The sequence below is a fragment of the Enterovirga aerilata genome (genome assembly GCF_013044135.1).
Classification (GTDB): Bacteria; Pseudomonadota; Alphaproteobacteria; order Rhizobiales; family Beijerinckiaceae; genus Enterovirga; species Enterovirga aerilata.
In genome coordinates, this window is the sequence record NZ_JABEPP010000007.1 from 291144 (window position 1) to 317080 (window position 25937).

23 protein-coding genes and 1 tRNA gene are annotated in these 25937 nt (G+C 70.0%); 15 read left to right on the forward strand and 9 right to left on the reverse strand.

Annotated features, from left to right (window positions below; translation table 11 throughout):
- Positions 1-28: 28 nt before the first annotated feature.
- On the reverse strand, positions 29-682 hold the full coding sequence (gene msrA / locus HJG44_RS22945; protein ID WP_171220717.1) for a peptide-methionine (S)-S-oxide reductase MsrA: 654 nt from the start codon (positions 680-682) through the stop codon (positions 29-31).
- 130 nt (positions 683-812) lie between these two features.
- Here msrA and HJG44_RS22950 point away from each other — a divergent pair, with 130 nt between their 5' ends.
- Entirely contained in the window at positions 813-1133 is a 321-nt protein-coding gene (locus HJG44_RS22950) for a hypothetical protein (RefSeq protein ID WP_171220718.1), read from the forward strand.
- A gap of 21 nt (positions 1134-1154) precedes the next feature.
- Here HJG44_RS22950 and HJG44_RS22955 read toward each other — a convergent pair whose 3' ends face one another.
- Both HJG44_RS22955 and HJG44_RS22960 read right to left on the reverse strand, forming a co-directional pair.
- Entirely contained in the window at positions 1155-2315 is a 1161-nt protein-coding gene (locus HJG44_RS22955) for an ABC transporter substrate-binding protein (protein ID WP_171220719.1), read from the reverse strand.
- Positions 2316-2432: 117 nt separating this feature from the next.
- The gene (locus HJG44_RS22960; protein WP_346767243.1) at positions 2433-3230 is read right to left on the reverse strand and encodes a glutamine amidotransferase; all 798 of its coding nucleotides are present in this window, start codon (positions 3228-3230) and stop codon (positions 2433-2435) included.
- 292 nt (positions 3231-3522) lie between these two features.
- Here HJG44_RS22960 and HJG44_RS22965 point away from each other — a divergent pair, with 292 nt between their 5' ends.
- Positions 3523-3906: a response regulator gene (locus tag HJG44_RS22965; protein ID WP_171220721.1), complete on the forward strand. Its 384-nt coding sequence runs from the start codon at positions 3523-3525 to the stop codon at positions 3904-3906.
- A 4-nt stretch (positions 3907-3910) separates the two neighbouring features.
- On the opposite strand, the gene HJG44_RS23460 is transcribed toward HJG44_RS22965, so the two are convergent.
- Positions 3911-6046 (reverse strand): adenylate/guanylate cyclase domain-containing protein, encoded by a 2136-nt coding sequence (locus HJG44_RS23460; protein WP_210261288.1) that lies wholly within the window; start codon positions 6044-6046, stop codon positions 3911-3913.
- Positions 6047-6174: 128 nt separating this feature from the next.
- On the opposite strand from HJG44_RS23460, the gene HJG44_RS22975 reads away from it, so the two are divergent.
- Complete coding sequence (locus HJG44_RS22975; protein ID WP_171220722.1) at positions 6175-7041, forward strand: EcsC family protein; 867 nt, start codon at positions 6175-6177, stop codon at positions 7039-7041.
- Here HJG44_RS22975 and HJG44_RS22980 read toward each other — a convergent pair.
- Both HJG44_RS22980 and HJG44_RS24505 read right to left on the reverse strand, forming a co-directional pair.
- Positions 7034-7651 carry a hypothetical protein gene (locus HJG44_RS22980; RefSeq protein ID WP_171220723.1) on the reverse strand — a complete coding sequence of 206 codons (618 nt, stop codon included), beginning with the start codon at positions 7649-7651 and terminating at the stop codon, positions 7034-7036. The two genes, HJG44_RS22975 and HJG44_RS22980, sit on opposite strands and share 8 nt — an antisense overlap.
- Positions 7652-7732: 81 nt before the next feature.
- Positions 7733-9601, reverse strand: a complete 1869-nt coding sequence (locus HJG44_RS24505) for an OmpA family protein (RefSeq protein WP_171220724.1) — start codon at positions 9599-9601, stop codon at positions 7733-7735.
- Positions 9602-9844: 243 nt separating this feature from the next.
- On the opposite strand from HJG44_RS24505, the gene HJG44_RS22990 reads away from it, so the two are divergent.
- Both HJG44_RS22990 and HJG44_RS22995 read left to right on the forward strand, forming a co-directional pair.
- On the forward strand, positions 9845-10204 hold the full coding sequence (locus HJG44_RS22990; protein WP_171220725.1) for a hypothetical protein: 360 nt from the start codon (positions 9845-9847) through the stop codon (positions 10202-10204).
- 245 nt (positions 10205-10449) lie between these two features.
- Positions 10450-11373 carry a CE1 family esterase gene (locus HJG44_RS22995; RefSeq protein ID WP_171220726.1) on the forward strand — a complete coding sequence of 308 codons (924 nt, stop codon included), beginning with the start codon at positions 10450-10452 and terminating at the stop codon, positions 11371-11373.
- 318 nt (positions 11374-11691) lie between these two features.
- Here HJG44_RS22995 and HJG44_RS23000 read toward each other — a convergent pair whose 3' ends face one another.
- Entirely contained in the window at positions 11692-12636 is a 945-nt protein-coding gene (locus HJG44_RS23000; protein ID WP_171220759.1) for an acetamidase/formamidase family protein, read from the reverse strand.
- 162 nt (positions 12637-12798) lie between these two features.
- Between HJG44_RS23000 and HJG44_RS23005 the strand changes: the two genes are divergently transcribed.
- The 5 genes from HJG44_RS23005 (at position 12799) to HJG44_RS23025 (ending at position 18033) form a co-directional block, all read left to right on the forward strand.
- Positions 12799-14517: an ArnT family glycosyltransferase gene (locus HJG44_RS23005; protein ID WP_171220727.1), complete on the forward strand. Its 1719-nt coding sequence runs from the start codon at positions 12799-12801 to the stop codon at positions 14515-14517.
- The gene (locus HJG44_RS23010) at positions 14514-15278 is read left to right on the forward strand and encodes a glycosyltransferase family 2 protein (protein ID WP_346767245.1); all 765 of its coding nucleotides are present in this window, start codon (positions 14514-14516) and stop codon (positions 15276-15278) included. The genes HJG44_RS23005 and HJG44_RS23010 overlap by 4 nt, the downstream gene beginning before the upstream one ends.
- Positions 15278-15595 carry a lipid-A-disaccharide synthase N-terminal domain-containing protein gene (locus HJG44_RS23015; RefSeq protein WP_171220728.1) on the forward strand — a complete coding sequence of 106 codons (318 nt, stop codon included), beginning with the start codon at positions 15278-15280 and terminating at the stop codon, positions 15593-15595. Before HJG44_RS23010 ends, HJG44_RS23015 begins: the two co-directional genes overlap by 1 nt.
- A 179-nt stretch (positions 15596-15774) precedes the next feature.
- Positions 15775-17160 (forward strand): NtaA/DmoA family FMN-dependent monooxygenase, encoded by a 1386-nt coding sequence (locus tag HJG44_RS23020; protein ID WP_171220729.1) that lies wholly within the window; start codon positions 15775-15777, stop codon positions 17158-17160.
- A 42-nt stretch (positions 17161-17202) separates the two neighbouring features.
- Positions 17203-18033: a MetQ/NlpA family ABC transporter substrate-binding protein gene (locus tag HJG44_RS23025; RefSeq protein WP_171220730.1), complete on the forward strand. Its 831-nt coding sequence runs from the start codon at positions 17203-17205 to the stop codon at positions 18031-18033.
- Here the strand turns inward: HJG44_RS23025 and HJG44_RS23030 are convergent, their stop codons facing one another.
- Positions 18034-19242: an L-lactate dehydrogenase gene (locus HJG44_RS23030; protein WP_171220761.1), complete on the reverse strand. Its 1209-nt coding sequence runs from the start codon at positions 19240-19242 to the stop codon at positions 18034-18036. It abuts the gene before it with no gap.
- Between the two features lie 57 nt (positions 19243-19299).
- Entirely contained in the window at positions 19300-20487 is a 1188-nt protein-coding gene (gene metC / locus HJG44_RS23035) for a cystathionine beta-lyase (protein ID WP_171220762.1), read from the reverse strand.
- 194 nt (positions 20488-20681) lie between these two features.
- Between metC and HJG44_RS23040 the strand changes: the two genes are divergently transcribed.
- The 5 genes from HJG44_RS23040 to HJG44_RS23060 all read left to right on the forward strand — a co-directional run bounded on the left by HJG44_RS23040 (position 20682) and on the right by HJG44_RS23060 (position 25459).
- Positions 20682-21716 (forward strand): amino acid ABC transporter substrate-binding protein, encoded by a 1035-nt coding sequence (locus tag HJG44_RS23040; protein WP_171220731.1) that lies wholly within the window; start codon positions 20682-20684, stop codon positions 21714-21716.
- A 107-nt stretch (positions 21717-21823) separates the two neighbouring features.
- Positions 21824-23023 carry an amino acid ABC transporter permease gene (locus tag HJG44_RS23045; protein WP_246736435.1) on the forward strand — a complete coding sequence of 400 codons (1200 nt, stop codon included), beginning with the start codon at positions 21824-21826 and terminating at the stop codon, positions 23021-23023.
- A gap of 3 nt (positions 23024-23026) precedes the next feature.
- Positions 23027-24187: an amino acid ABC transporter permease gene (locus HJG44_RS23050; protein WP_171220732.1), complete on the forward strand. Its 1161-nt coding sequence runs from the start codon at positions 23027-23029 to the stop codon at positions 24185-24187.
- A 14-nt stretch (positions 24188-24201) separates the two neighbouring features.
- Positions 24202-24975, forward strand: a complete 774-nt coding sequence (locus HJG44_RS23055; protein ID WP_171220764.1) for an amino acid ABC transporter ATP-binding protein — start codon at positions 24202-24204, stop codon at positions 24973-24975.
- A gap of 394 nt (positions 24976-25369) precedes the next feature.
- Positions 25370-25459, forward strand: a tRNA-Ser gene (locus tag HJG44_RS23060).
- Positions 25460-25937 lie beyond the last annotated feature (478 nt).

Genomic DNA, 25937 nt, shown 5'->3' on the forward strand with positions numbered 1-25937 from the left:
CCGTTCCGCTCCTGCACCGCCTCGTCCATCAGGCCGCCACCCCCACGCCGACGGGGCAGGTGACACCGGTGCCGCCCAGCCCGCAATAGCCGCCGGGGTTCTTGGCGAGGTATTGCTGGTGATAGTCCTCGGCGAAGTAGAAGGGCCCGGCCTCGCGGATCTCGGTCGTGATCGGGCCGAAGCCGCGCTGATCGAGCGCCTGCTGGAACGCGGCCTTGGACCGCTCCGCCGCCGCCCGCTGCTCGTCGTCGAAGACGTAGATGCCGGACCGGTACTGCGTGCCGACATCGTTCCCCTGGCGCATGCCCTGGGTGGGATCGTGCCCCTCCCAGAACGCCTTGAGCAGTTCCTCGTACGGGACGACCTTCGGGTCGTACACGACGAGCACGACCTCGTTGTGCCCGGTGAGCCCGGAACAGACCTCCTCGTAGGTGGGATTGGGCGTGTAGCCGGCCGCGTAGCCGGCGGCCGTCACCCAGACGCCCGGCAGCTTCCAGAACAGCCGCTCGACGCCCCAGAAGCAGCCCATTCCGAAGACGGCCTGGCGCAGGCCCTCCGGATAGGGTCCCTTCAGCGGGCGGCCGTTGACGAAATGGGCTTGGGCCGTGGGAATGGGATTGGGCCGGCCGGGCAGCGCGTCGGCTTCGGCAGGCATCTCGGCTTTCTTGCGGAAGAGGAACATGGGACGGCTCCGGATTCGAAGCCGAATATGGTGAGCCGGCCGCCCGGTGTCACGGCTCCGGCCCGCCGATTGCCCGGGGAAGGGGAGCCGCGTAGCCTCTCCGCCTGGGCTCTCACGGGGAGAGACGGCGATGCCCTATTATTCGCCCGCCGAGCTGCGCGAGAAGGTCTTCGAGGCGCCCCTGCGCACGGTCGAGATCCGCGTCTCGGCGCCCATCATCAACCGCCACATCGCGGCCCTGGAGCGCGGGCAGCCGGCGCCGAAGATCAAGGTCGGCGGCGGCACGATCATCGGCGGCGGGCTGCATTGGTACGTGGCGAGCTACGTGCTCGGCCGTCAGCCCGTGATCGAGAAGGTCGATCCGCCGGGGCCCGACATCGTCCGCTACAGCCTGCGGCAGGTGATCTTCGAGGGGATCGACTGGGAGAACATGACGGTCCGGCGCGGGTGAACCCCGCGCCGGACCGGTGCGCTAGGTTCCGGATTCGGGCAGGAGCTTCCAGGCGCCGTTCTCGATCGTCACCATCACGCGGGCGCGCTTGTCCTGGCCGACATGGTCGTCCTTGGTCATCGTGACGACGCCCTGGCTGTAGACCACGTCCTTCAGCCCTTCGAGCGCGTCGCGGAGCGCAGCGCGGAACTCCGGCGTGCCGGGCTTCGCGGTCTTGGCCGCGACCGGGATCGCCGCCTGGAGCAGCACCAGCGCGTCGTTCGCATGCGCCCCGAAGGTCGAGGCCGAGCCGGGACCGAACATCGCCTCGTATTTCTGCACGTATTCGAGGCCGGCCTTCTTGACCGGGTTCGATTCGGGAAGCTGCGCGGCCACGAGGACGGGCCCTGCCGGCAGGATCGTGCCGTCCACGTCCTTGCCGCCGACGCGGAGGAAGTCGGCATTGGCCACGCCGTGCGTCTGGTAGATCTTGCCCGTATAGCCGCGCTCCTTGAGCGTCTTCTGCGGCAGGGCCGCCGGCGTGCCGGAGCCCGCGATCAGCACGACCTCGGGCTTGGCCGCGATGAGCTTGAGGACGGGCCCCGTGACGCTGGTATCGGTGCGGGAATAGCGCTCGGTCGCGACGAGCTGGATGTTCCGCTCCTTGAACGCCGGCGTGATGACGTTGAGCCAGCCGTCGCCATAGGCGTCGTTGAAGCCGATGAAGCCGACCGTCTTCACCTTGTTCGCGGCCATGTGGTCGGCGATGGCGTCCGCCATCAGGCGGTCGTTCTGCGGCGTCTTGAAGACCCAGCGGCGCTTCTCGTCCATCGGGCTGATGATAGCCGCGGAGGCCGCGAGCGTGATCATCGGGGCCTTCATCTCGCTCACGACCTCGATCATGGCGAGCGAGACGGGGGTCGTGGAGGAGCCCACGACGACGTCGACCTTGTCGTCGGTCAGGAGCTTGCGGGTATTGGCCACGCCCTTGGTGGTGTCGGAGGCGTCGTCGAGCACGATGACCTCGACCGGAACGCCGCCGATCTCCTTCGGCATCAGCTTGGCCGTGTTCGCCTCCGGGATTCCGAGCGAGGCGGCGGGGCCGGTGGTCGACACGGTCATGCCGATCTTCACGGCCTGGGCGCTGGCGCCCGAGGCCAGCGCAAGCGAACCGGCGGCGAGCGCCGCGAACAACAATCTCATCGTATCCTCCCGGAGCCTTGTGAGGCGTCTTGCCTGCGGGAGGTTTTAGCGGAGAGACGGCGCGAGTCGAGCCTTCCGGCGCGGCCGGCGACTAAGGTCGCATGCCGCGCCAGGCGTTCACGGCCGATGCGCGGCCACGGACACCTCGGCCGCTCCGACCTTCCCGCCCGCCAGCCAATGATCGAGAAAGGCGTCGAGCCAGACCCGGACGGCCGGGTCGTGCATGAGCCGGCCTTCGATCTGGCGGGTGCGGTCCTGCGCGCCGGGGGTGCTCAGCCGTTCGTGGCCGCGCACGGTCCAGCAGCACATCATCGCGTGCGTGACCTCCGGGTGGAACTGGAGGCCGAAGGCGGCGCGGCCGACCCGGATCGCCTGGGTGGGGAAGTCGTTGCCGGTCGCCAGGGTCTCCGAGCAGGGCGGGCAGTCGAAGCCCTCCCGGTGCCAGTGATAGACGTGGCTCGGCCATGCCGCGCCGATCTCGTCCGTGAAGGCACGGCCGGGCGCGGTAGGATTGAGCGGGTAGTAGCCGATCTCGGCGCGACCCTCGGGATGCGCATAGACCCGCGCGCCGAGATGCCGTGCGAGCATCTGCGCGCCGAGGCAGAGCCCGAGAAGCGGCTTCTCCTCCCTGAGCGCGACGCCGAGCCAGTCGATCTCGCGGCGGATATAGTCCTCGTCGTCGTTGGCGCTCATCGGCCCGCCGAACACGATCGCGCCGGCATGGCCGGCGAGGGTCGCGGGAAGCGGGTCGCCGAAGCGGGGCCGGCGCAGATCGAGCGGATGGCCGCGCAGGGCGATCAGCCGGCCGAGGCGCCCGGGGGTCGAATGCTCCTGGTGCAGCACCATCAGGACCGGCAGCTTCGGCCCGCCGGACCCTTCCACCAGTGCCCTCACGCGATCCGCGTGTCCGCTCACGCTCCCGGCTCCTTCCGTCCAGCGCATCTCGCGCCCAGGTCCAGGCGCCGTCGCGGCCATCCTCCCGGGACCGGCAATCTGAACGCGACCTGTCGATTTCGGGCCGACATGGTTAAGGTTCCCTGTCCTATGCCGCGCCACGCCTGGAACGACTTGGTACAGATAGGTTTCGTCGCCAGGAATCGGAAAGCCTGTTCGGCTCCGCTCCTTGACGCGGCCGAGCCGGCGAAACAACAAGCCTCACGAGTTCCGCGCTGTGGGTCATGCACGGCGCGGGCCAGCGGAACAGACAATGTCGTCATTGGCCCCCGGGGCGGATCAGAAGCTCGCCGGTCTGCGCGTGCTCGTCGTCGAGGACGAGGTCGCGATATCGCTTCTGCTGGAGGACATGCTGCTCGATCTCGGCTGCGAGGTCGTCGGGCCGGCCGGCCGCCTGGCGCCTGCGACCGAGCTCGCCCAGGCCGAAAGGCTGGACCTCGCCGTGCTCGACGTGAATCTCGCCGGCCAGCCGATCTATCCGGTGGCGGAGGCGCTCAGCGCCCGCGGCATCCCCTTCGTCTTCTCGACCGGCTACGGCTCGGCGGGGATCGACGAGCCCTACCGCGACCGGCCCGTGCTGCAGAAGCCGTTTGCGCAGCATGAGCTGCAGCGTGTCCTGAGATCCGCCTTGTCGTGAGCCGTCACGGACGGCGGAAGGTGCGCACCGCGCTTTCCGTGCCGTCCTGATAGGCGAGCTTGACCTGCACGGATTCGGTGCCGTCCGGCAGGGCGAGGACGGAGCGCATGTCCGGCGCGGCGCCCGGCGAGCCGGGCTGGCAGGCCGGTATCGGCAGCGGCTGGCTCGGCGCCTCGTCCCCGAACCCGATGAGGGCCTGCCGGATGGCGCAACGGTTCGCGACGAGCTGGGCATAGGACAGGATGTCCGGCAGGTCCGGCCGGAAGGACACCCAGGATTCCGGATTGCGTTCCAGGGTCTCGCGGGCGGCGCTGACGAGCGCCGATCCCGGGTCGAAGGAGAGCGGGAAGGGGCCTGCCTCGCGTCCGGACAGGTCGCGATAGGTGACGTAGAGCGTCGTGCGGCCGAGCGATGCGGGGAGGGCCAGCTCGAAGCTGCTCGCCGGCCGGGCCGGGGTGGAGGTGACGGGCGCCTGCTCGCCGGCTTCGCCGATGCGCAGCCCGACCTGGGTGGCGGGCTCGGGCAGGGTCACGCGGGCGATCCAGCTCGCCTCCGTGCGCACGAAGCTGGCGCCCGGTCGGACGGAGGCGCCGGCGAAGTAGCCCTCGATCTCGGCGCGGCGGGTGCGGGCGGCCTCGACCCAGCCTTCGAGGAAGGTCCGATCGATGAAGAGCGGCGCGAGGGCGCCACTTTCCGCTCCCTCCAGGAAGCGGTCGAGCGCCGCGAAGGCGAGGCGGCGGTCGGTCAGGGTCGGGCCGCCTTGCCGCTTCTCCATGAGCGCCTCGGCCAGGAAATAGGCCGCGGGCAGGAAGTCGGGATTGTCGCCGGCCAGCGCCTCGAGCCTGGCGCGGCGGTCAGCGCCCTCCGCCTGCATGGCGGCGACGAGCGCCACGGACCGGCTGCCGTTCTGGCGCGCCAGCTCCTGCAGGCTGCGGCGGGCCGCCTCGGCGCCCAGCGTGCTCCGCATGAGCGTCGCGTAGCGGATCGGCAGATCGACCGCTTCGCCCGCGGCGGGGGCCGCCGTCGCATAGGCTCGCAGCGCCGCCCCGCGGTCGCCGCGCGCCTCGTGGAAGCGGGCATTGTGGTAGAGTTCCGGCAGCGTCTTGGCTTCGGCGATCACGCCCTCGCGCGCCAGCCCCGCGAATGCGGCGGCGGCTTCCGCGACGGGCATGGGCCTGACCGCAGGCGCGGCTTCCTTCCTATCTTCGGCCTGGGCGGGCCTGTCGGGCGCCTTCTCGGCCGCCTTCTCCGGCGGTCGTGCAGGCGTCCTGGCGGCCGGCTGGGTCCTGGCCGCGTGCTTGGGAGCTTCGGCCTGCTTCGGTGCCGGTACGACCTCCACGGGGGTGGCGTCCGCGAGGTTGGACGGCGGCGTGGCCGGCGCCGCCGTCTCGGCTGCGCTCCAGTCGCGGTAGGCCCGCATCATCATCGGCACGCCCGGGACCGCGGCCGCGCCGGCCGCGAGCAGCAGCCCGAGCGCGGCAAGGAGGCGGATGCGGCCATGCCGCGCTCCTTCCTCGGGTTCGGCCGTCCGCTCGCGGCGCGGATCGGCCACGATCGGCTCGCCCGCCCGGAGCGGTTCGGGGCTGCGGGACAGCACGAAGGCGTGGATCGGCTGCGGCAGGTTCTTCAGGCGGCGCGCGCCGATGTCCTGGAACTCCACCGGGATCTTGTTGGCCACCGCCTCGTGCACGGAGCGCGAGATGCAGATGCCTCCGGCCGGCGCGAGACCCTCGAGCCGCGCCGCGATGTTCACGCCGTCGCCCAGGAGGTCGTCGCCGCGCTCGACCACGTCGCCGATGGTGATGCCGATGCGGAAGGCAATGCGCCGCGCCGGGTCGGTGCCGGAAGCGGCGGCCGCGAGGCTGTCCTGGATGTCGATGGCGACCCGCACCGCCTCGACGGCGGAATCGAACTCGCACATCACCGAATCGCCGGCGGTGTTGAAGATGCGCCCGCCCGCCCGCTGCACCAGCCCGTCGAAGATCTCGCGCGCGGCGGCGAGCGAGCGGAGCGTTCCCTCCTCGTCGAGCGCGACGAGGCGCGAATAACCCGCGACGTCGGCCGCGAGGATCGCCGCGATCTTGCGCTTGAGGGGCGGCGCGCCGGGCAGCGCGGCGCTCCGTTCGGTGGCGGACAGCATGAACTTTCTTCCGCACGGCGGCGCGGCAATATGAAGGCGGAAACGTCAAGGATTTCGCAACGCAGCACCGGGCGGGATCGGAGGCGCCGCGAGCGCGTTGCCGGCGAGAGGCGGGAGAGAGGGGCGATATGGCCGCGGGAAGCGAGGTGGCGATTGCCGAGACGGGCGTGCCGCCCGCACCCGAACGGGCCGCCATAGCGGACGAGGCCGACCTCGCCGCCATCCGTGACGCCGCGCGCGTGCTGGAGCGCTCGACGCTGGTCGGCCGGATGTCGTCCCTGGCGGGACGGCCGCTGGAGATGATCAGCCGGAACCTGCCCGCCCCGGCCCAGGAGGCGGTCGGCCGCGCGACGGAGCTCGCCATGAAGGCGGCGCTGCGGGCGGCGTTGACGACCATTCCCAGGGACGGGCGGTTCCGGGTGCGCGGCCTGGACCGGGCGGCCGCCGTCGCGTCCGGGGCTCTCGGCGGCGCGCTCGGCCTGGTCAGCCTGCCGGTCGAGCTGCCGGTCTCCACCATGCTGATCCTGCGCACCATCGCGGAGATCGCGCGCGAGAACGGCGAGGATCTCGCCGACCCGGCAACGCGCCTCGCCTGCCTGGAGGTCTTCGCGCTTGGCTCCCGGACGGAGGCGGACGATCTCGCGAGCAGCGGCTATTTCGCGGTCAGGACGGCGCTCGCGAGATCGGTCAGCCAGGCCGCCAAGCTCGCCGCCGCCCAGGGACTGGCAGATACGAGCGCGCCGGCGCTCGTCCGCTTCATGGCGCAGGTCGCGTCGCGCTTCGGGATCGTGGTCTCGCAGAAGGTCGCGGCCGGCGCGGTGCCGATCCTGGGCGCGCTTGGCGGCGCGGCCGTGAACGCCGCCTTCCTCGAGCATTTCCGGGCGATCGCCCGCGCCCACTTCACCATCCGGCGGCTCGAGAGGACCTATGGGGAGGAGGCCGTGAAGGCCGCCTATGCGGCCGCGGAAGCGGAGCTCCCGCCGGCCGCTACTTGAGCCCGACCGTCCCGGCCAGCCTGCTGCCGAGGTCGATGACCTTGTCGCCGAGCGCTGCCGTCTTCCTCGCCACTTCGCGGCCGTCCGGCAGGATGGCCGGGATCACGTCCGTTCCCGGAACGTCCCAGCCGAGCAGCCGGAAGCCCCGGGACTCGGTCCGGGCGGAGGCGAGCACCGCCGGCTGCGGTTCGACGGTCGGCAGCGGCTGTTCGAGCTCCGCCGGCCGGCTCGGGGGGAGGGCGGCGAGCCTGCGCGTCTCCCGTTCGGTCCGGTCGATCTGGGCGGTGCGCGGGGCCCCGTTCGGCCGAACAGCGTCGGACTGCCCGGGCTTCTCGCTCCAGGCGCTCGGCTCCACCTGCGGCAGCGCGAACATGGCCAGCGAATCGTAGATCCGCGTCGCGCGGGTCGGGACGTCCTCGACCTCCCAGGTCAGCCGGTCGAGAGTCTTCGTCATCTCGGCATGGCGCGCCGGCGGGGCCGGTTCGGACGGCAGGTAGGAGAAGGCGAGGGCGGCGCTCCCGGCTGCCAGGACCGAGGCGAAGGCGTATCGCATGAAGCGCACCGGTCCGCCCGACCGGCCCCGGCCCAAGACGCCCCTGAAACCCACCATCCGATTCTCCTTCCGTCCCGGCCAAGGTTGCGGCGCTTTGGGGCGATTTTGGGGGCGGCGCGGGGCGCCGCCCCCTCGGCCTCAGCGCTGCGCCTGGCCCTGCAGCAGCGGCGTGATCCGCCGGACGGTGACGCGCCGGTTCTCGCGCGCGGCCTCCTGGGTGTTCACCTTCAGGTACTGCTCGCCGTAGCCCTGCGTGGTCAGGTTCTCGGGTGGCACCCGGTACACGCGGGTGAGGAGGGCGGCGACGGATTGCGCCCTCCGGTCGGACAGGGACAGGTTGTCGATGTCCGAGCCGACCGCGTCCGTATGGCCCTCGATCAGGAACACCTCCTGCGGGTTCTGCGCGACCGCCCGGTTGATCGCCTGCGCGATCGCCGAGAGGCGCGGCGCCTGGTCGGGCGTGACCTCCCAGGAGCCGCTCTCGAAGTTGACCGTGTCGAGGTCGACGCTGCGCATGCGGGCGCGGAGATTGGGGCTGTAGCGGACCTGGTCGAGCGTGTAGCGCTCCCGGATGGGCTCGACCGGCGGGGCGGAGAGTGTCTCGTAGATCAGGTCCGGCGGCGCGCTCTCGGCCTCGACGATGTAGCGCTCGCGCGGGATGCGGATCTGCGGCGGAGGCAGTTCCACCACCTCCTCGTAGATCGCGCGGCGGCGGGGGCCGGCGAAGGAATTGTCGATGATGACGACCTCGCGCCCCTCCGGCGTGCGCCGGATGCGCCGGACGAGCCGGCCGTCCTCGTCGACCACGGTGATGACCTGGCCGCCGCCAGGGCGCTCGACGATCGTGACCGTCTCGCTGCCGCGCCGCTCGCGCCGGGCCTGGCCGAGTTCCTCGAAGCGCTCGGCCTCGTCATGCCGGATGAAGACCCGGTCCCGGTCGCGGACGATCACGCGGCCAGGCTCCTGGATCACCGTGCGGCCGCCTTCCTCGACCTCGCGCCGGCGCTCGCGCACGGCCGCGATCCCGGCCCCGGCCGCCGCACCCGCGACGGCTCCAGCCGCAAGGCCGGGCAGGAAGCCGCCGGGCCGGGTCTCGGCGCCGCGGCGGTCGCGTTCGCCGCCTGCAGGGGGCGGTGCCCCGTCCCGGGATCTCGGGCCGGCTGCCGCCGGCGGACCATCCGGGGCGGGAGCTGGCCGGGCGGTCGGCGCAGGAGTTCCCGGCGGGGTCCGGGAAGCCGGCGGCTCGGCCCGCGTCGGAGCAGGCGCGGGCTGAGGCTGGGCCGTTCCGGGCGCGGACTGAGCGGGGGACGTGTCGCGCTGGGCCGGCGCGCTCTCCCGGGACGGGGGAGGCGGCCCGCGCCGCTCGCCATCGCCGCGCTGCGGCGCGTCGGTCTGGCCGGCGCGGCCGGGGCCGCCGGGCTCGCGCTCGCCCCGACGAACCGGTTCGGCGGGCCCGCGGCGGTCGCCCTCGTCCCTGCGCGATCTTTCCTCGCGGCCGGGCGCCTCGCCCGGTCCTCGTTCGGTGCCCGGCCGGTCTGCCTCGCGCCCCCGCTGCGTCTCGGCCGGTCGCTGCGTTTCGGCGCGCCCCGGCTCCGGCCGCGGAGCGGTACGGTCGGGTCGCCCGCGGCCACCGTCGTCGGAACCGGGCGCGGCCTGGATCGGCGCCGGGGCACGCTCGGGCCGAGGCGTCCCGTCCCGGTCCGGGCCGCCCTGCCGCCCGGGAGAGCCTTCGCGCGAAAGCCCGCCGGGAGGTGGTCCGGGAGGACGCGAGCCCGCACCCGGCGCGCCTGGTCCCTCGCCGCCGCCGCGCATTCCGCCGCCTGGCCCGCCTCCCGGTCCAGGGCCGCGCTCTCCACGGCCGGCGCCGCCTCCCGGTCCCGCGTCAGGCGCCTGGGCGAGACGGGTCTGTCCCGCGCTGCCCGTCAGGGCGGGGCGGGCGGGTTCGAGCGCCTGCGCGGCGCAGGCCGGGATCACGATGCCGGCAAGAAGAAGGGTCCTGAGTTTCATGGCTTGGCTTGTCCGTTGGTTGCGGCCTCAATCCCTCGGCCTCCCGTCAGTTCCGATTGAGGACCCCGCGCCCTGAATGCAGGGCAACCGAGGTGTTGGCGCGCGTTCATGCCGCGCCGGCTTCCGCGCGAACCGCGCCCGCAGGGAGACGTTGAGGTCGCGACGGCGCGTCCCTGGATCTGGAGGGCTGGCGCGATGGCGGACGATGCGGACGATGCCGGCCCGACAGGGTCCGGAGGTCAGGTGATCGATCTCTCAGACCGCATTCGGGCGCGGGACAGGCGGCAGGCCGGACGGCGGCAGACGCCGGAGACGGTGGCGTACAGCCTCTTCCTGGTCGTCTCGCGGGTCGCCGAGCTTCGGGACCACGATCTCTTCTACCTCTTCCTCGAAGGGACCCCGACCATGGTGGCGGCGGCGGCCTTCGCCCGGGACCATGCCGACATCCTGGGGTCGGATATCGCGGTGGTCGACCTACGCGAACATTTCGCGGACCCGATGGAGGTCCTGGAGACCGCGCGCCGGCTGCAGGAGACGGCCCCCGGCGCGACCGTCCTCGCCCCGGGACTCGGGCTCGGGCCGCGGCTCGCCGGGAACGGATAGGCCGGGAGCGGCTTGCGTCGGGCCGCGGCGTCCGTTGTCGGCCTCGAGAAACCTCGCTTCGCGCGGCTGCAAGGTCCAATGTCACTGCGCCTGGAGCGGGGAGTGCGGCACCACTCTGCTCGGGCCGTTCCGGCACGGTTCTGCTCGCGCCGGCTCCCTTCCAAGCCGTAATTTCGCAGCCACGCTCGAGTAACGCGGACCCGTGCTTGCCTCCTGCCGGCCTTCAGGGGTGCAGGAGACGATCAATGCTGCAGGTGCTGACCGCGATAGCCACGTTCGGGCTCGTCATCGTCGGTGTGACGGCCGGCGCGGCGGCGGATCGGTCCGGGCAACTGCAGGTCGGGGACAGGACGCGGACCTATGTCGCGCACGTCCCGGACGGCCCGCCACCGCCGCGCGGCTTTCCCGTCATCCTGGCGTTTCATGGCGGCGGGGGCGACGGCGCCCGAATGCGCCGCCTGACCCGACTGGACCGCCTCGCCGACGCGAGCGGCGTCATCACCGTCTACCCGGACGGGGTCGGCGGACACTGGAACGACGGCCGCTCGACGATCAGAAACCCTCAGGACGATGTCGGCTTCGTCGCGGCCCTGCTCGACAGGGTCGCCGCGACTGCGCCCGTCGACCAGCGGCGGATCTATGCCACCGGGCTGTCCAACGGCGCCCTCTTTGCTGAGCGCCTCGCGTGCGACCTCTCCCATCGCATCGCTGCGATCGCCCCGGTCGCGGGGACGATGCCCGCCGATCTCGCCGTACGCTGCAAGCCCGCTCACCCGGTCGCCGTGTTGCAGATCAGCGGTACGGCCGATCCCATCATGCCGTTCTCCGGCGGTCCGGTCGCCGATTTCGGCGGACGGGGGCAGGGCGGCCAAGTGCTATCCGTGGCCGACGCCGCCGCGTTCTGGCGCCGGCGCAACGGCTGCGGCGGACCCGCCGCGCAGGAAGCTTTGCGGCCGATCGCGTCCTTCGATCCGACCCGCATCCTGCGCACGCGCTACACGGGCTGCACGGCGGGCGCTCCGGTCACGGTGCTCACCGTCATGGGGGGTGGCCATGCATGGCCGGGCGGCGCTCAATTCGCCCCGCCTCGCCTCATCGGGCCGGTCAGCCGCCAACTCGACGCGAGCCGCGCGATAATCCGCTTCTTCCTCTCGCTGCCGAGGCGATAGCGGGCCGGACGGGGCGGCGTGGACCGCCGCTCACATCCGTTTGCCGGGCAAGCCGCTGGCCTGCTTCACCATTCGGCGAAAAGGCACTCGGCCAGTTCCTCACCCTCGTGGATAAGAGGGTAGCGCGTGTCGCCGGCCGACATCGCTCTTCCAGCCGGGTATGGCCGCGATATAGGCCTGAACGTGCCCGTCTCCTTCGCCTTTCGGGATCTGCAGGTTGCGCCCGAGAGAAGCGCAGGCTGTGGAGCGGCGGTTTTCGGGCTTGAGGTCTGTCTCTGCATCGTCTGCCACCCGGCGGTCGCCCTCGGTCGTCGCTTCCTAGCTCCGTCCCACGAGGCAGGATTTCGGCAGCATGCAGTGGATGCCGTTGTTGCCGTTGACGAGCTGCGTCACCCGGAGATCGGCCGCGAGGCTGCAGAGCATGTAGGCCTCCGGGCGGCTGAGGCCCGTGCGGGCGTGGATCAGGCCGATCATCAGGTCGAGCGCGATCTTGGCGCAGGTGTCGAGATCGGGATCGAAGGCCATGGTCATGACGTGGGTCGGCGTCTCGGCCATCGGCCAGTCGAGCCGCATGTCGTCCCGGACGGTCAGCGTGAAGGTTCCGACAAGGCCGGTCTCGATCGCCGTGACGCAGACCTCGCCGTCGCCCTGCACGCCGTGCCCGTCGCCGACCGAGAAGTTCGCCCCATCGACATGGATCGGCAGGTAGAGCGTCGTGCCGGCCACCAGCTCCTTGTTGTCCAGGTTGCCGCCGTTCCGCCGGGGCGGGAGGGTCGAGACCATGCCCCAGCCGGGAGGCGGCGCCACCGCCATGACGCCGAAGAAGGGCTTCAGCGGCAGTTCCAGCCCCCAGGGGAGGCGGCCCACCATCCGGGCCCGATCCAGCGGGATATGGATGAGATGACGCTCGGCGACCTCCTCGGGCAGCGCGCCCTTGAGCGGAGCCGCGAAGGTGTAGCCCCAGTCATAATGCAGCTCGATGGCGTCGATCCGGACCTCGAGCACCTGCCCGGCCCTCGCGCCCCGGATCGCGACCGGTCCGGTGCACATATGGCCGGGAAGCCTGTTCGGCACATGCGCCTGGACGGCCTTCAACGCCTCGGGGACCTGCAGCGGGGGAGGCGGCATCACGTCGGCCGCGCCGGACACGGTGGAGATCGTGATGGTGTCGCCGGAGCCGATCGTCAGCACGGGAGGGAGCGCCGCGTCGAAATAGCCCCAATGAACCGTGTCCGTCCCGGCCTCGATGCGATGCTGCGCCATGATGCCCTTCCGGCTGTCCACCGCCCTACCTCGCACGGCGCGGCCGTTCACCGCTATCCCGCCGATCCGGTTTGACTTCGCCGGGCGATTGCCCGAGAGGGCGGCCCTGCCGAACAGCATGGCGGCGGGCGGGTGCTGGCCGTCCGGCCGCATGAGGACATCATGGCCGGCATTGCCGCAGCCCGCTCCGCCACGATCGACCGTGCCCGGGACCCGTCCTGGGCCGAGCGGCTGCTCGCCTTCGCGGAGCGGAGCCACGCGCGCGCCGCGGCGCTTATCGTTGTCCTGTCGCTCGCCTGCTTCCTGCCCGGCTTCGCGTCGCTCCAGCCGATGGATCGGGACGAGCCGCGCTTCGCCCAGGCCACCAAGCAGATGCTGGAGACCGGCGACTTCATCGACATCCGCTTCCAGGACGAGGCCCGCTACAAGAAGCCGATCGGGATCCACTGGATGCAGGCGGCGGCGGTCTCGGCCGGCGAAGCCCTGGGCGTCCCGCAGGCACGCACCACGATCTGGCTCTACCGGGTCCCCTCGCTGCTCGGCGCGATCGGGGCGGCGCTCCTGACCTACTGGGCTGCGCTCGCCTTCGCCGGGCGACGCGAGGCCTTTCTCGCCGCCTCCTTCATGGCCGGATCGGTCATCCTCATGGTGGAGGCGCGGCTTGCGAAGACGGACGCGATGCTGCTCGCCTGCTGCGTCGCCGCCATGGGCGCACTCGCCCGCGCCTGGCTCGCCCGCGCCCTGCCGCGGCAGCCGACCCGGACGGTGCTGATCTTCTGGATCGCGGTCGCCCTCGGCATTCTGGTCAAGGGCCCGATGGTGGTCATGTTCACCGGGCTCGCGGCGGCGGTCCTCTCCATCCGGGAGCGCTCCGCCGCCTGGCTGCGCGGCCTGCGGCCGTGGCTCGGCCTCGCCATCATCCTGGTCGCGGTTCTGCCGTGGTTCGTGGCGATCGCCTGGAAGTCGGGCGGGGAGTTCTACCGGCTCGCGGTCGGCGACGACATGCTCGGCAAGGTGACCACCGGCCAGCAGAAGCATGGCGCCCCGCCCGGCTTCTATCTCGTCGCCTATTTCGCCACCTTCTGGCCGGCGGCGCTGCTCGCCGCGATCGCGGCGCCGTTCGCGTGGCTGCACCGGCACGAGGACTGGGCCGCCTTCCTGCTCGCCTGGGTCGTTCCGGCCTGGATCGTCTTCGAGGCCGTGCCGACCAAGCTCCCGCACTACGTCATGCCGCTCTATCCGGCCTTCGCCATCCTGGCCGTGCGCGCCATGACGGAGGGCTTCGTTGGGCCGCACCGGCCCGGCGCCCGGCTCGCCTACCTGGCCATGCCCTTCATCCCGGTCGGGCTCACGGCAGGCCTCTGCTTCGGCACCTGGATGCTGGACCGGACGCTGCCCTGGGCGGCCCTGCCTTTTCTCCTGGCCGCTTGCGGGGCCGCGATCGGGTCCTGGCTCTGTTTCTCGCGCGCGGAAGTGACCCGGGCCGCGCTCGTCGGGGTGGTGGCGGCGCCGATCCTGGCGATCGGCGTCTTCGGCTTCGCCCAGCCGGTCCTGCAGTCGCTCAAGCTCTCGCCCCGGCTCGCCGCCGCGGCCGAGGCCGCCGGCTGCCCCGGCGCGCCGGTCGCGACGCTCGGCTATCGCGAGCCGAGCCTCGTCTTCCTGGTCGGCACCTCGCTCGACATGCTGGAGACCCCCCAGGAGGCGGCTGACTTCCTCTCCCAGCCCGGCTGCCGCGTGCTCCTTGTCGACAGCCGCTTCGAGCCGGCCTTTCTCCAGCTGCTCGGCGAGCGCGTGACGCGGGAGCCGGCCGCCCGCATCGCCGGGTTCAACATCAATGGCGGGCGCCGGACCGATATCGGCGTCTACCGGGCGGGCCGGTGATCGAGGACGTGATCACGGCCGAAGGGAGGGGCGAGGCAGCGGTCCGCCCGCGCCTGTCGGTCGTGATTCCGGCCAAGAACGAGGCGGGCTCGGTCGCGACGCAGATGGCCGAGCTCGATACCGTGCTCGCACCACTCGCGCCCTTCGAGGTGGTCTACGTCGTGGACGGGTCGACCGACGACAGCCTGCGCGAACTCGCCCGTGCCGACCGCGACTGGCTGCGCGTCATCGTGCATGCCGAGAGCTGCGGCAAGAGCGCCGCGATCCTCACGGGGGTTCGCGCCGCCCGCGCGGATATCGTCGCGACGCTCGACGGCGACGGCCAGAACGACCCGAAATACGTGCTGGATCTCGTGGCGGCGCTGGAGCGGGCCGGGCCGGGGGTGGCGCTCGCCGTCGGCCAGCGCACGCGCCGCGGTGACGGGCGCTTCAAGAAGCTCCAGTCGCGGATCGCGAACAAGGTGCGAAGCGCGATCCTGAAGGACGACACCCGCGACACGGCCTGCGGCCACAAGGTGTTCCGCCGCGACGTGTTCCTGGCCCTCCCCTTCTTCGACTCGCTGCACCGATTCCTGCCGGCGCTGGTGAAGCGGGAGGGCTACGGCGTCGTGCATGTCGACGTCGTCGACCGCCCGCGTACGGCCGGCAGCTCGCATTACGGCTTCTTCGACCGGCTCTGGAGCGGCATCCTCGACCTCTTCGGCGTATGGTGGCTCATCAGGCGCCGCAGGCGGGTGCCGCAGATCAGGTACGACGGCTGATGATCTTCCAGCTCTCGAGCGACCTGCGGGACTACCTCTACGACGTCTTCGTGGCGAAGTTCGACCTGTGGGTGCTGTTCGGCCTCGTCGCCCAGATCGTCTTCGCGATGCGCTTCGTCGTGCAATGGATCGCGAGCGAGCGGGCCGGCCGAAGCGTGATGCCCGTCGCCTTCTGGTTCATCTCGCTTCTCGGCGGAGGTCTGACGCTCGTCTACGGACTGGTCAGGCGCGAGCCGATCATCATCATCGGCCAGGTGCTGGCGGTCTTCATCTACGTCCGCAACCTGATGCTGATCTACCGGCCCCGGCGCGGGTAGGGCAGAGCCGGCTTCGCGCGCCTGCGCCCGGGCGAGGGTGCAAACGATCTCTCCGTGCCGACATTCATGACCTAATTCGATCGTGATCAGCTCTCGATCAGGTAAAACATTCCATCTTGACCGCTGAATTACCAGCATAGTCTATACGCGTCACCATCAATCGACGTGGATCAGGGACGTTGCCGAAGCAGATCAGGCTGAACGCATTCGACATGAACTGCGTCGGCCACATACAGCACGGCCTCTGGACGCATCCGAGGGATCGGTCGAGCGAGTATACGACGATCGGTTACTGGCAGCATCTCGCGCGCACGGCCGAACGCGGGCTGTTCGACGGGATCTTCCTGGCGGACATCGTCGGCGTCTATGATGTTCAGGAAGGCAGTCGCGATCCCTCCCTGCGGCACGCGGTCCAGACCCCGATCAACGATCCCTTCCTGGTCGTGCCGGTGATGGCGGCGGTGACCGAGCATCTCGGCTTCGGGGTGACGGCCAACGCGACCTACGAGCCGCCCTATCTCCTCGCGCGCCGCTTCTCGACGCTCGACCACCTGACGGGCGGCAGAGCGGGCTGGAACATCGTCACCGGCTACCTGGACAGTGCCGCAAAGGCCATGGGGCTGTCGGAGCAGGTGAAGCACGACGACCGCTACGAATCGGCCGAGGAATACCTCGAGGTCATCTACAATCTCCTCGAGGGGAGCTGGGACGACGATGCGGTCGTGCGCGATCGTGCCGGGCGCGTCTACACGCGTCCCGAGAAGGTCCGCGCCGTCCGGCACGAGGGCAAGCGCTTCCGGCTCGACGCCATCCACCTGTCCGAGCCGTCGCCGCAGCGCACCCCCGTCCTGTTCCAGGCCGGCGCGTCGAGCCGGGGGCGGGACTTCGCGGCCCGCCATGCGGAATGCGTCTTCCTCGCGGGCCCGACGAACGACCACACGCGCAGAACCGTGGCCGATACGCGCGCCCGCGCCGCCGCGCAGGGGCGCGGTCGCGACGACCTCCTCTTCTTCCTGAGCCGTACGGCCGTGGTCGGCCGCACGCGGGCGGAGGCGGAGGAGAAGTTCGCGGAATACCGGCGATACGCGAGCTACGAGGGCGCGCTCGCGCATTTCGCCGCCAGCACCGGGATCGACTTCTCGGGCTACGACCCGGACGAGCCGCTGCGCTACGAGAAGAACGACGCCATCAACTCCATGCTCGAGTCGGTTACGATCGACAGCGACGAGACCTGGACGCTGCGCAAGATCTTCGGGCCGCGCGGCCTCGGCAGCCGCAATCCGCCCCTCGTCGGCTCCGCCGAGGAGGTCGCCGACGAGCTCATCCGCATCGTCGAGGAGACGGATATCGACGGGTTCAACCTCAGCCGGGTGGTGACGCCGGAGGGGCTGGAGGACTTCGTCGATCTCGTCGTGCCGATCCTCCAGGAACGCGGGGCATACAAGCGCGAATACGCGCCCGGCACCTTCCGGGAGAAGCTGTTCGGACCGGGTCGCGCGCGGCTGCCGCAGAGCCATCCGGCGGCGCGGTTCAGGCCCCGCCCGGCGGCTATCGCGGCCGAGTAGCGGCGCTTCCTTCTCCTTTCCCTTCCTCTCAAAGGTTCGAGCATGTCTCGCTTTCGCGATCGTCTCCCCACGCCGGATCGCCGGCTCGTCCTGCGGGCGGGTCTCGCCGCCACGGCCGCCTTCGCGGCCGTCCCGGGCCTCACGGCACCCTCGGACAAGCCGCTCAAGATCGGCACAGGCGGTGGGCCGCTCGCGGAGATCCTCAACTTCGCCGTCGCCAAGGCGAAGGAGAAGGGGCTGGAGGTCCAGGTCGTCGAGTTCACCGACTGGATCACTCCGAACGAGGCGCTGGCGAACGGCGACATCGACGCCAACCTGTTCCAGCACATCCCTTTCATGACCGCGGCCAGCAAGGCGCGCGGGTACAAGTTCGCGGCCGTGGCGCCGACCTACGTCATGCCGGTCGGGCTCTTCTCGAACAAGGTGAAGACCTTCGCCGAGGTTCCGGACGGCGCCTGGGTCGCCATCGCCAACGATCCGGTGAACGGCGCCCGCGGCCTCCGGCTTCTCGACAAGGCCGGCCTGATCAAGCTGAAGCCCGGCGCGGGCGACGACGCGACGGTCATCGACATCGTGTCGAACCCCAAGAAGCTGCGCTTCCGCGAGCTCGAGGCGGCGCAGCTGCCGCGTTCGCTGGACGACGTCACCCTCGCCCAGGTCAGCATCAGCTTCCTGATGATGTCCGGGGGCGATCCTGAACGCGCGCTCCTGGCCGACGGCTTCGGCGACGATCACTATGCGCTGCAATTCGTGACGCGGGCCGCCGACAAGGACGATCCGCGCCTGAAGCGCTTCATCGAGATCTACCGCTCGCCGGAGGTGAAGGCTTTCATCCAGTCGAAATACGGCCGGTTCTTCGTCCCCGTCTGGTGATCAGGGGCGCGCCACAGCATAGGGATTGCGCGCCAGGATGCGCGCGTCCACGTGCGTGACGTCGCGCAGGCCGGACATCGCCATGGAGACGTCGAGCTCCTTCCTGATGATGTCGAGCGCGAGCGTCACGCCCTGCTCGCCGAGCGCGCCGAGCCCGTACAGGAAGGCTCGCCCGATGAAGGTGCCCTTCGCCCCGAGCGCAAGCGCCTTCAGGACGTCCTGGCCCGACCGGATGCCGCCGTCGAACAGCACCTCCATGCGGCCGCCGACGGCGTCCACGATCGCCGGCAGCGCGGAGATCGAGGACAGGGCGCCGTCGAGCTGACGGCCGCCATGGTTCGACACGATCAGCGCGTCCGCGCCGCTCTGCACGGCGAGCTCGGCATCCTCCGGATCCAGGATGCCCTTCAGGATGAGCTTCCCGCCCCAGCGGTCCTTGATGCGCTTCACGTCATCCCAGTTCAGCGCCGGATCGAACTGCTCGGCCGTCCAGGAGGAGAGCGAGGAGAGGTCCGACACGCCCTTGGCATGCCCGACGATGTTGCGGAAGGTGCGCCGCTGGGTGCCGAGCATGGACAGGCACCAATAGGGCTTCAGTGCGAGATTGATCAGGTTGCGGATCGTCGGCTTCGGCGGGGTCGAGAGGCCGTTCTTGATGTCCTTGTGCCGCTGGCCGAGGATCTGCAGGTCGAGCGTCAGGACGAGGGCCGAGCAGCCCGCCGCCTGCGCCCGCCCGATCAGCCGGTCGATGAAGTCGCGGTCGCGCATCACGTAGAGCTGGAACCAGAACGGCCGACCCGTGGCTTCCGCGACGTCCTCGATCGAGCAGATGCTCATGGTGGACAGCGTGAAGGGTACGCCCGCCTTCGCCGCGGCGCGGGCGGCCAGGATCTCGCCGTCCGCATGCTGCATTCCGGTGAGCCCGGTCGGCGCGAGCGCGACCGGCATCGCCACGGGCTCGCCAACCATGGTCGAGGCGAGCGTGCGATTCGTCATGTCGACCGCGACGCGCTGCCGGAGCTTGATCGGCGCGAAATCGGCCGTGTTCGCCCGATAGGTGCTCTCCGTGTAGGAGCCGGAATCCGCGTAGTCGTAGAACATCCGCGGCACCCGCCGCTCGGCGATGACGCGCAGATCCTCGATGCAGGTGATCGGCGAGGTGCGCGACAGGATCTTCGCGAGCCGGGAAGGCGGGCGCGACGAAGGCATGCGGGTTGCGTGCACGGACATGGGTCCCTCACCTCCGTTCCTGTTGCTGGGCGCGGGTCAAACGGTCGCCCTGAGCCGTGCGAAGCCCGCATCGAGATCGGCCTTCAGGTCTTCCAGGTCCTCGAGCCCGATATGGAACCGGAGGGCTGGCCCTTCCGGCTTCCACTCGGTGGCCGTGCGGTAGCTCGCGGCGTCGAACGGGATGACCAGGCTCTCAAACCCGCCCCACGAATAGCCCATCCCGAACAGCTCCAGCCCGTCGAGCATCGCCGCGACCGCGGCCTCGCTCGCGGGCTTCAGGATCACCGCGAAGAGGCCGGAGGCGCCCCGGAAGTCCCGTTGCCAGATCGCGTGGCCGGGATCCTCCGGCAGGGCGGGATGCAGGACGCGGGAGACTTCCGGGCGGGCGGCGAGCCAGAGCGCGATCTCGAGCGCCTGGCGCTCGTGCTCCTTCAGACGGAGAGCCATCGTCCGGAGGCCGCGCAGGCCGAGGAACACATCCTCGGGCCCGGCGCAGGGTGCGCAGGCGTCGAAGGTGTCGCGCAGCTTCCTGGCCCAGCGCGCGTTGGCCGAGGTCAGGCCGAGCAGCAGGTCCGAGCCGCCGGAGAGGTACTTGGTGCCGGCCTCGATCGCGATGTCCACCCCCATCTCGTGCGGCGGGAAGAAGAGCGGCGTCGCCCAGGTATTGTCCATGAGCACCGGGATGTCGTGGGCGCGGGCGGTTTCCGCGATGGCCGGGATGTCCTGCATCTCGAATGTCTGGGAGCCCGGCGCCTCGGTGAACACCGCGCAGGTCTCGGGGCGGATGAGCTCGCCGATGCGGCCGCCGATCAGCGGGTCGTAGTAGGTAGTCTCGACGCCGAAGCGCCTCAGCACCGTGTCGCAGTAGTTGCGCGTCGGCCGGTAGACGGAATCGGTCACGAGGAGGTGGCCGCCGGCCCGGCACACGGTCATGAGCGCGACCGTGATCGCGGCGAGGCCCGAGGGCGTGAGCACCGTGTCGGCCGCGCCCGCGAGGCTCGACCAGGCCGTCTCGAGCGAGCGCGTGGTCGGGGTGCCCTTGGTTCCGTAGCTGTATGTCCCGCGCCGGTGCTTCAGGTCGTCGACGGTCGGATACAGTACCGTGGAGCCGCGATAGATTGGCGTGTTGACGAAGCCGTGCTGATCGAAGGGCTCGCGCCCGGCATGGACGAGCCGGGTGCGCTCGCGGAAGCGGTCGAGATGTCGGGAAGGGTGCTGGGCCATCGCGCCGGTCATGGCCGCGGCGGCTTTGCCGCGTCAAGCGAAGGTTGCAGGCCGCCTCACTTGACCGGCTTGCGTTTGTCGCCTTCGATGGCATCAAAGCTGCGAGAAGGCGGCGCGCGGCCGTGTCCGGCGAGAGCGGAGGGGGCGCGCGCCGGTGAAGAAACAGGCATAAGCAGAGTGGAGAACCTCCCATCATGACCTCCAAATTCGCCACGCTCGCGCTCGGGCTCGCCGTCGGCCTCGCCGGCGTCGGGCTCGGCGCTTCGGGCGCCTCGGCCCAGGCGACCTTGAACAACGTGAAGCAGAAGGGCTTCCTCCAGTGCGGCGCGAATACCGGCCTTGCCGGTTTCGGCGTGCCGGATGCGCAGGGCAACTGGACCGGCTTCGACGTCGATTACTGCCGGGCCATCGCGGCGGCGATCTTCGGGGATCCGACCAAGGTCCGTTTCACGCCGCTCGCCGCGAAGGACCGCTTCACCGCGCTCCAATCGGGCGAGGTGGACGTCCTGATCCGCAACACCACCGTCACGATGTCGCGCGACACGACGCTCGGCCTCGATTTCCCGGCGGTCAACTACTACGACGGCCAGGGCTTCATGGTGCGCAAGAAGCTCGGCGTCGCCTCGGCTAAGGAGCTCAACGGCGCATCCGTCTGCACCCAGCAGGGGACGACGACCGAGCTCAACCTCGCCGACTATTTCCGCGGCAACAACATGAAGTACGAGGTCGTGGCCTTCGCGACCTCCGACGAGACCTTCAAGGCCTATGACACCGGCCGCTGCGACGCCTTCACGACGGACGCCTCGGGCCTCTATGCCGAGCGCCTGCGCGCATCCGCCCCGGACGACCACATCGTGCTGCCCGAGATCATCTCCAAGGAGCCGCTCGGCCCGGGCGTGCGCCAGGGCGATCCGCAATGGGCCGACCTCGTCCGCTGGACCCACAACGCGCTCCTCATCGCCGAGGAACTCGGGGTGACCAAGGCGAATGTCGACCAGATGCTGAAGTCGGACAATCCGGAGGTGAAGCGCCTCCTCGGCGTCGAGGGCTCGTTCGGCGAGTCGATCGGGCTCACCAAGGACTGGGTCGTCCGGATGGTGAAGGGCGTCGGCAATTACGGCGAGATCTTCGAGCGGAACGTCGGCGAGGGCTCGCGCCTGAAGATCAAGCGCGGCCTGAACGCGCTCTGGAACAAGGGCGGGCTCCAGTTCGCCGCCCCGATCCGCTGACCGCGACCGGGGCGCCCGCTCGAGGGCGCCCCACCGCTCAGGCCCGGGTCTTGCGTCGGAGGCGCAGGGCCGGGTGGTGAGCCAATAAACCCGGCCGGAGAAAAGGCTTGTCGAGCATCGCCCGGGCGCCGCAGCCCGCCAAAGCGTCCTTCGTGAACGACCCGAAGGTGCGCGGGATCGTCTACCAGATCGTCCTGGTGGCGGTCATCGTCGGGCTGGTCTGGATGGCAGCGAGCAACGCCATCGAGAACCTCCGCGCCGCCAAGATCGCGTCCGGCTTCGGCTTCCTCAACTCGACCTCGGGCTTCGACGTCAGCCAGACCCTGATCCCGTATTCGGCGACCTCGACCTATGGCGCGGCCTTCATCGTCGGCCTCCTCAACACGCTGCTCGTCGCCGCGATCGGCGTCGTGCTTGCCACGTTCCTCGGCTTCCTGATCGGCATCGCCCGGCTGTCCTCGAACTGGATCGTCGCGCGGGTCGCGACCGCCTATGTCGAGCTCATCCGCAACCTGCCGCTCCTGCTGCAGCTCCTCTTCTGGTACATCGCGGTCCTGCGCTCGCTTCCCGAGCCGCGGAACTCGCTTGGCGTCGGCACCAGCGTCTTCCTGAACAATCGCGGGCTCTATATCCCGCGGCCGGTCTTCGCCCCGGATGCCTGGATCGTGCTCGCGGCGTTCGCGCTCGGGGTGGTCGCCGCCATCGGCTATGCGGTCCGCGCGCACCGCAGGCAGGCGGCCACCGGCCAGCAATCGCCCGTGATCTCCGCCAGCATCGGCTTCGTGGTCGGGCTGCCGCTGCTTGCCTGGGCCGTGCTGGCGCTCGTCGCCGCGAACCCGATCTCCTTCGACCTGCCGATCAAGGGCACCTTCAACCTGCGCGGCGGGCTGCAGGTCTTCCCCGAACTCGTCGCCCTGACGCTCGGATTGGTCATCTACACCGCCGCCTTCATCGCGGAGATCGTCCGCGCGGGCATCCTGGCGGTGTCGAAGGGCCAGACCGAGGCGGCGCATGCGCTGGGCATCAAGCCTGGCCATACGCTGCGGCTGGTGGTCATCCCGCAAGCCATGCGCGTTATCATTCCGCCGCTCACGAGCCAGTATCTGAACCTCACCAAGAACTCGTCGCTCGCCGTCGTGATCGGCTATCCGGACCTCGTCCAGGTCTTCATGGGGACGGTGCTCAACCAGACCGGCCAGGCGATCGAATGCGTGGCGATGACCATGGCCGTGTACCTGACGATCTCGATCGCGACGGCCTCCTTCATGAACTGGTACAACGCCCGCAAGGCGCTGGTGGAGCGGTAAGCCATGGCCGTCCAGTCGCTCTCCGGCGGGTCGCTCTCCTACGTCCAGGCGCGGCAGAGCGATCCCCTGCCGCCGCCCACCCTCGTACGCGGCCCGATCGCCTGGGCGCGGCAGAACCTGTTCTCGTCGGTTCCCAACACGATCCTCACTCTCGTCGTCCTCTACCTGCTCTATCTCCTCGTTCCTCCCCTCGTCCGCTTCCTCTTCATCGACGCGGTCTGGACGGGGGCGGACCGCGCGGCCTGCCGCGAGGACATGGCCGGCCGGCCGGTCGGTGCCTGCTGGGCCTTCGTGGTCGATCGGATCGGCTACTTCACCTACGGGGCCTATCCGGTCGCAGAGCGCTGGCGCGTCGACGTCTGGTTCGCCATGCTGGCCTTCGGGCTCGGCTGGCTGCTCTGGCTGAAGGCGCCGCGGCGCGACATCGGCGCGGCCTATTTCTTCATCGTCTTCCCGATCGCGTCCTTCGTGCTCCTGACCGGCTGGCGCGCGATCGGGCTCGAGCCGGTCTCGACCGCCTTCTGGGGCGGCATCCTGGTGACGCTCCTCGTCTCGGTCGTGGGCATCGTCTTCTCGCTGCCCTTCGGCATCCTCCTGGCGCTCGGCCGGCGCTCGAAGCTGCCGCTGGTCCGGCTCGCCTGCGTGATCTTCATCGAGGTGATCCGCGGCGTGCCGCTCATCACCGTGCTGATCATGGCCAACACCATGCTGCCGCTCTTCCTGCCCGCCGGCATCACGGTGGACCGGCTGCTGCGGCCGCTGGTCGGCGTCGCGATCTTCGCCTCGGCCTACATGGCGGAGGTGGTGCGCGGCGGGCTGCAGGCCGTGCCGAAGGGGCAGTACGAGGGCGCGATGTCGCTCGGCCTCGGCTACTGGCGCATGATGGGGCTCATCGTCCTGCCGCAGGCGCTCCGGATCGTCATCCCGGGGATCGTCAACACCTTCATCGGGCTCTTCAAGGATACGAGCCTCGTCTACGTGATCGGCGTCTTCGACCTGATGAAGACGATCGAGTCGGCGCGGATCGACCCGCAATGGGCGGCGCCGACCGTGTCGAACACGGGCTACGCCTTTGCGGCCCTGTTCTACTTCCTGTGCTGTTTCGGAATGTCGCGATACTCGCTCATGGTCGAGCGGCGACTCGCGGCCGGACAAAGACGGTGACCCTCATGGCGGCCATGGCGAAGCAGACATCCACCACGGCGAAGCCGGCCACGGGCGAGCCGATCGTGCAGCTCATCGGCGTCAACAAGTGGTACGGCGAGTTCCACGTGCTGCGCGACATCAACCTGTCGGTAAACAAGGGCGAGCGCATCGTCATCTGCGGGCCCTCGGGCTCGGGCAAGTCGACGATGATCCGCTGCATCAACCGCCTGGAGGAGCACCAGAAGGGCCGCATCATCGTCGACGGCACGGAACTCACCAACGACCTCAAGAAGATCGACGAGATCCGCCGCGAGGTCGGCATGGTGTTCCAGCATTTCAACCTGTTCCCGCACCTGACGATCCTGGAGAACTGCACGCTCGCCCCGATCTGGGTGAAGAAGATGCCGAAGAAGGACGCAGAAGAGATCGCGATGAAGTATCTCACGCGGGTCAAGATCCCGGAGCAGGCGCACAAGTATCCGGGCCAGCTCTCGGGCGGGCAGCAGCAGCGCGTCGCCATCGCGCGCTCGCTCTGCATGAGCCCGAAGATCATGCTGTTCGACGAGCCGACCTCGGCGCTCGACCCCGAGATGGTCAAGGAGGTGCTCGACACCATGGTCAGCCTGGCGGAGGAGGGCATGACCATGCTCTGCGTGACGCACGAGATGGGCTTCGCGCGCCAGGTCGCGAACCGCGTCATCTTCATGGATGCCGGGCAGATCGTGGAGGCGAACGAGCCGAACGAGTTCTTCCGCAACCCGCAGCACGAGCGCACGAAGCTCTTCCTGAGCCAGATCCTGCATTAGGGGTCGTTCAGCTCCGAGGCTTCGTCCGGAGCTCACGTGAAGCCGGGCGACCGCCCGGCGAGGAGGGACGGAGGCGAATGCCGCTTCCCGCCCGCCTCGGCCGCCCGAAGCCCCGCTCTCCGTCGTCCTGACGTGTTCGGGACGACTGAGGCGCCGCCCCCGGGGCCTTCCGAGAAGCGCCTGGATGCCTCCGGCTCCTGACGAGCGGAACCGGTACCAGCACGCCATCTGCGGCGGGATCGGTGCAGCCGGGTGCGTGCCACGTCCGCAGCCGCTGCGCCTTGTCACCGGCGCCCCCTTGGGCTAGTTGGCGTTCGCCACGTGTCGCAACCGAATGCCCAAGCCGCAGCGTCACTGACGGGAGGCGGAATTGGGCCGGGGAGACAGATGCACCGGAGAGGTGGCAGAGTGGTTGAATGCACCGCACTCGAAATGCGGCATACGGGCAACCGTATCGGGGGTTCGAATCCCCCCCTCTCCGCCACTGCCGCAGGTTAAGTGATTGTTTCGGGTAGCCTTTTCGCCCAGCCAGGGATCTGTCCCCCTCATTTAAGCCCACATTTTTCGGTGGATTGCAGGGGCTTTCCTCGGACGTCCCCGGACGTGTCGTTCCTCTGAACACAGTTGACGTGCTCGCGTGCGCGCGGTGCAGAATGCCGCCCTCAGCGGGTTCGACAGCTTTTCACGCTCGCTGGTTTCCTCCTCGGGCAGATAGTGCCCCAGGCGCGCTCGTGGGTAGCGCATCCCGGAGCAAACCTCGTACAACAGCCCAATGACCCGAAGCGCAGAACATGCTGCTCATGACTAATACTGGAGTTGACCCGCTTACGTGGACACCTTTTTCCCTTGAGCAGGAGGTGTTCACATGCCGAGACATCGGCCGCCATATCCGGCGGAGTTTCGCAGGCAGCTGGTCGATCTGGTTCGGTCGGGTCGCACGCCCGAGGAGCTGTCGCGGGAGT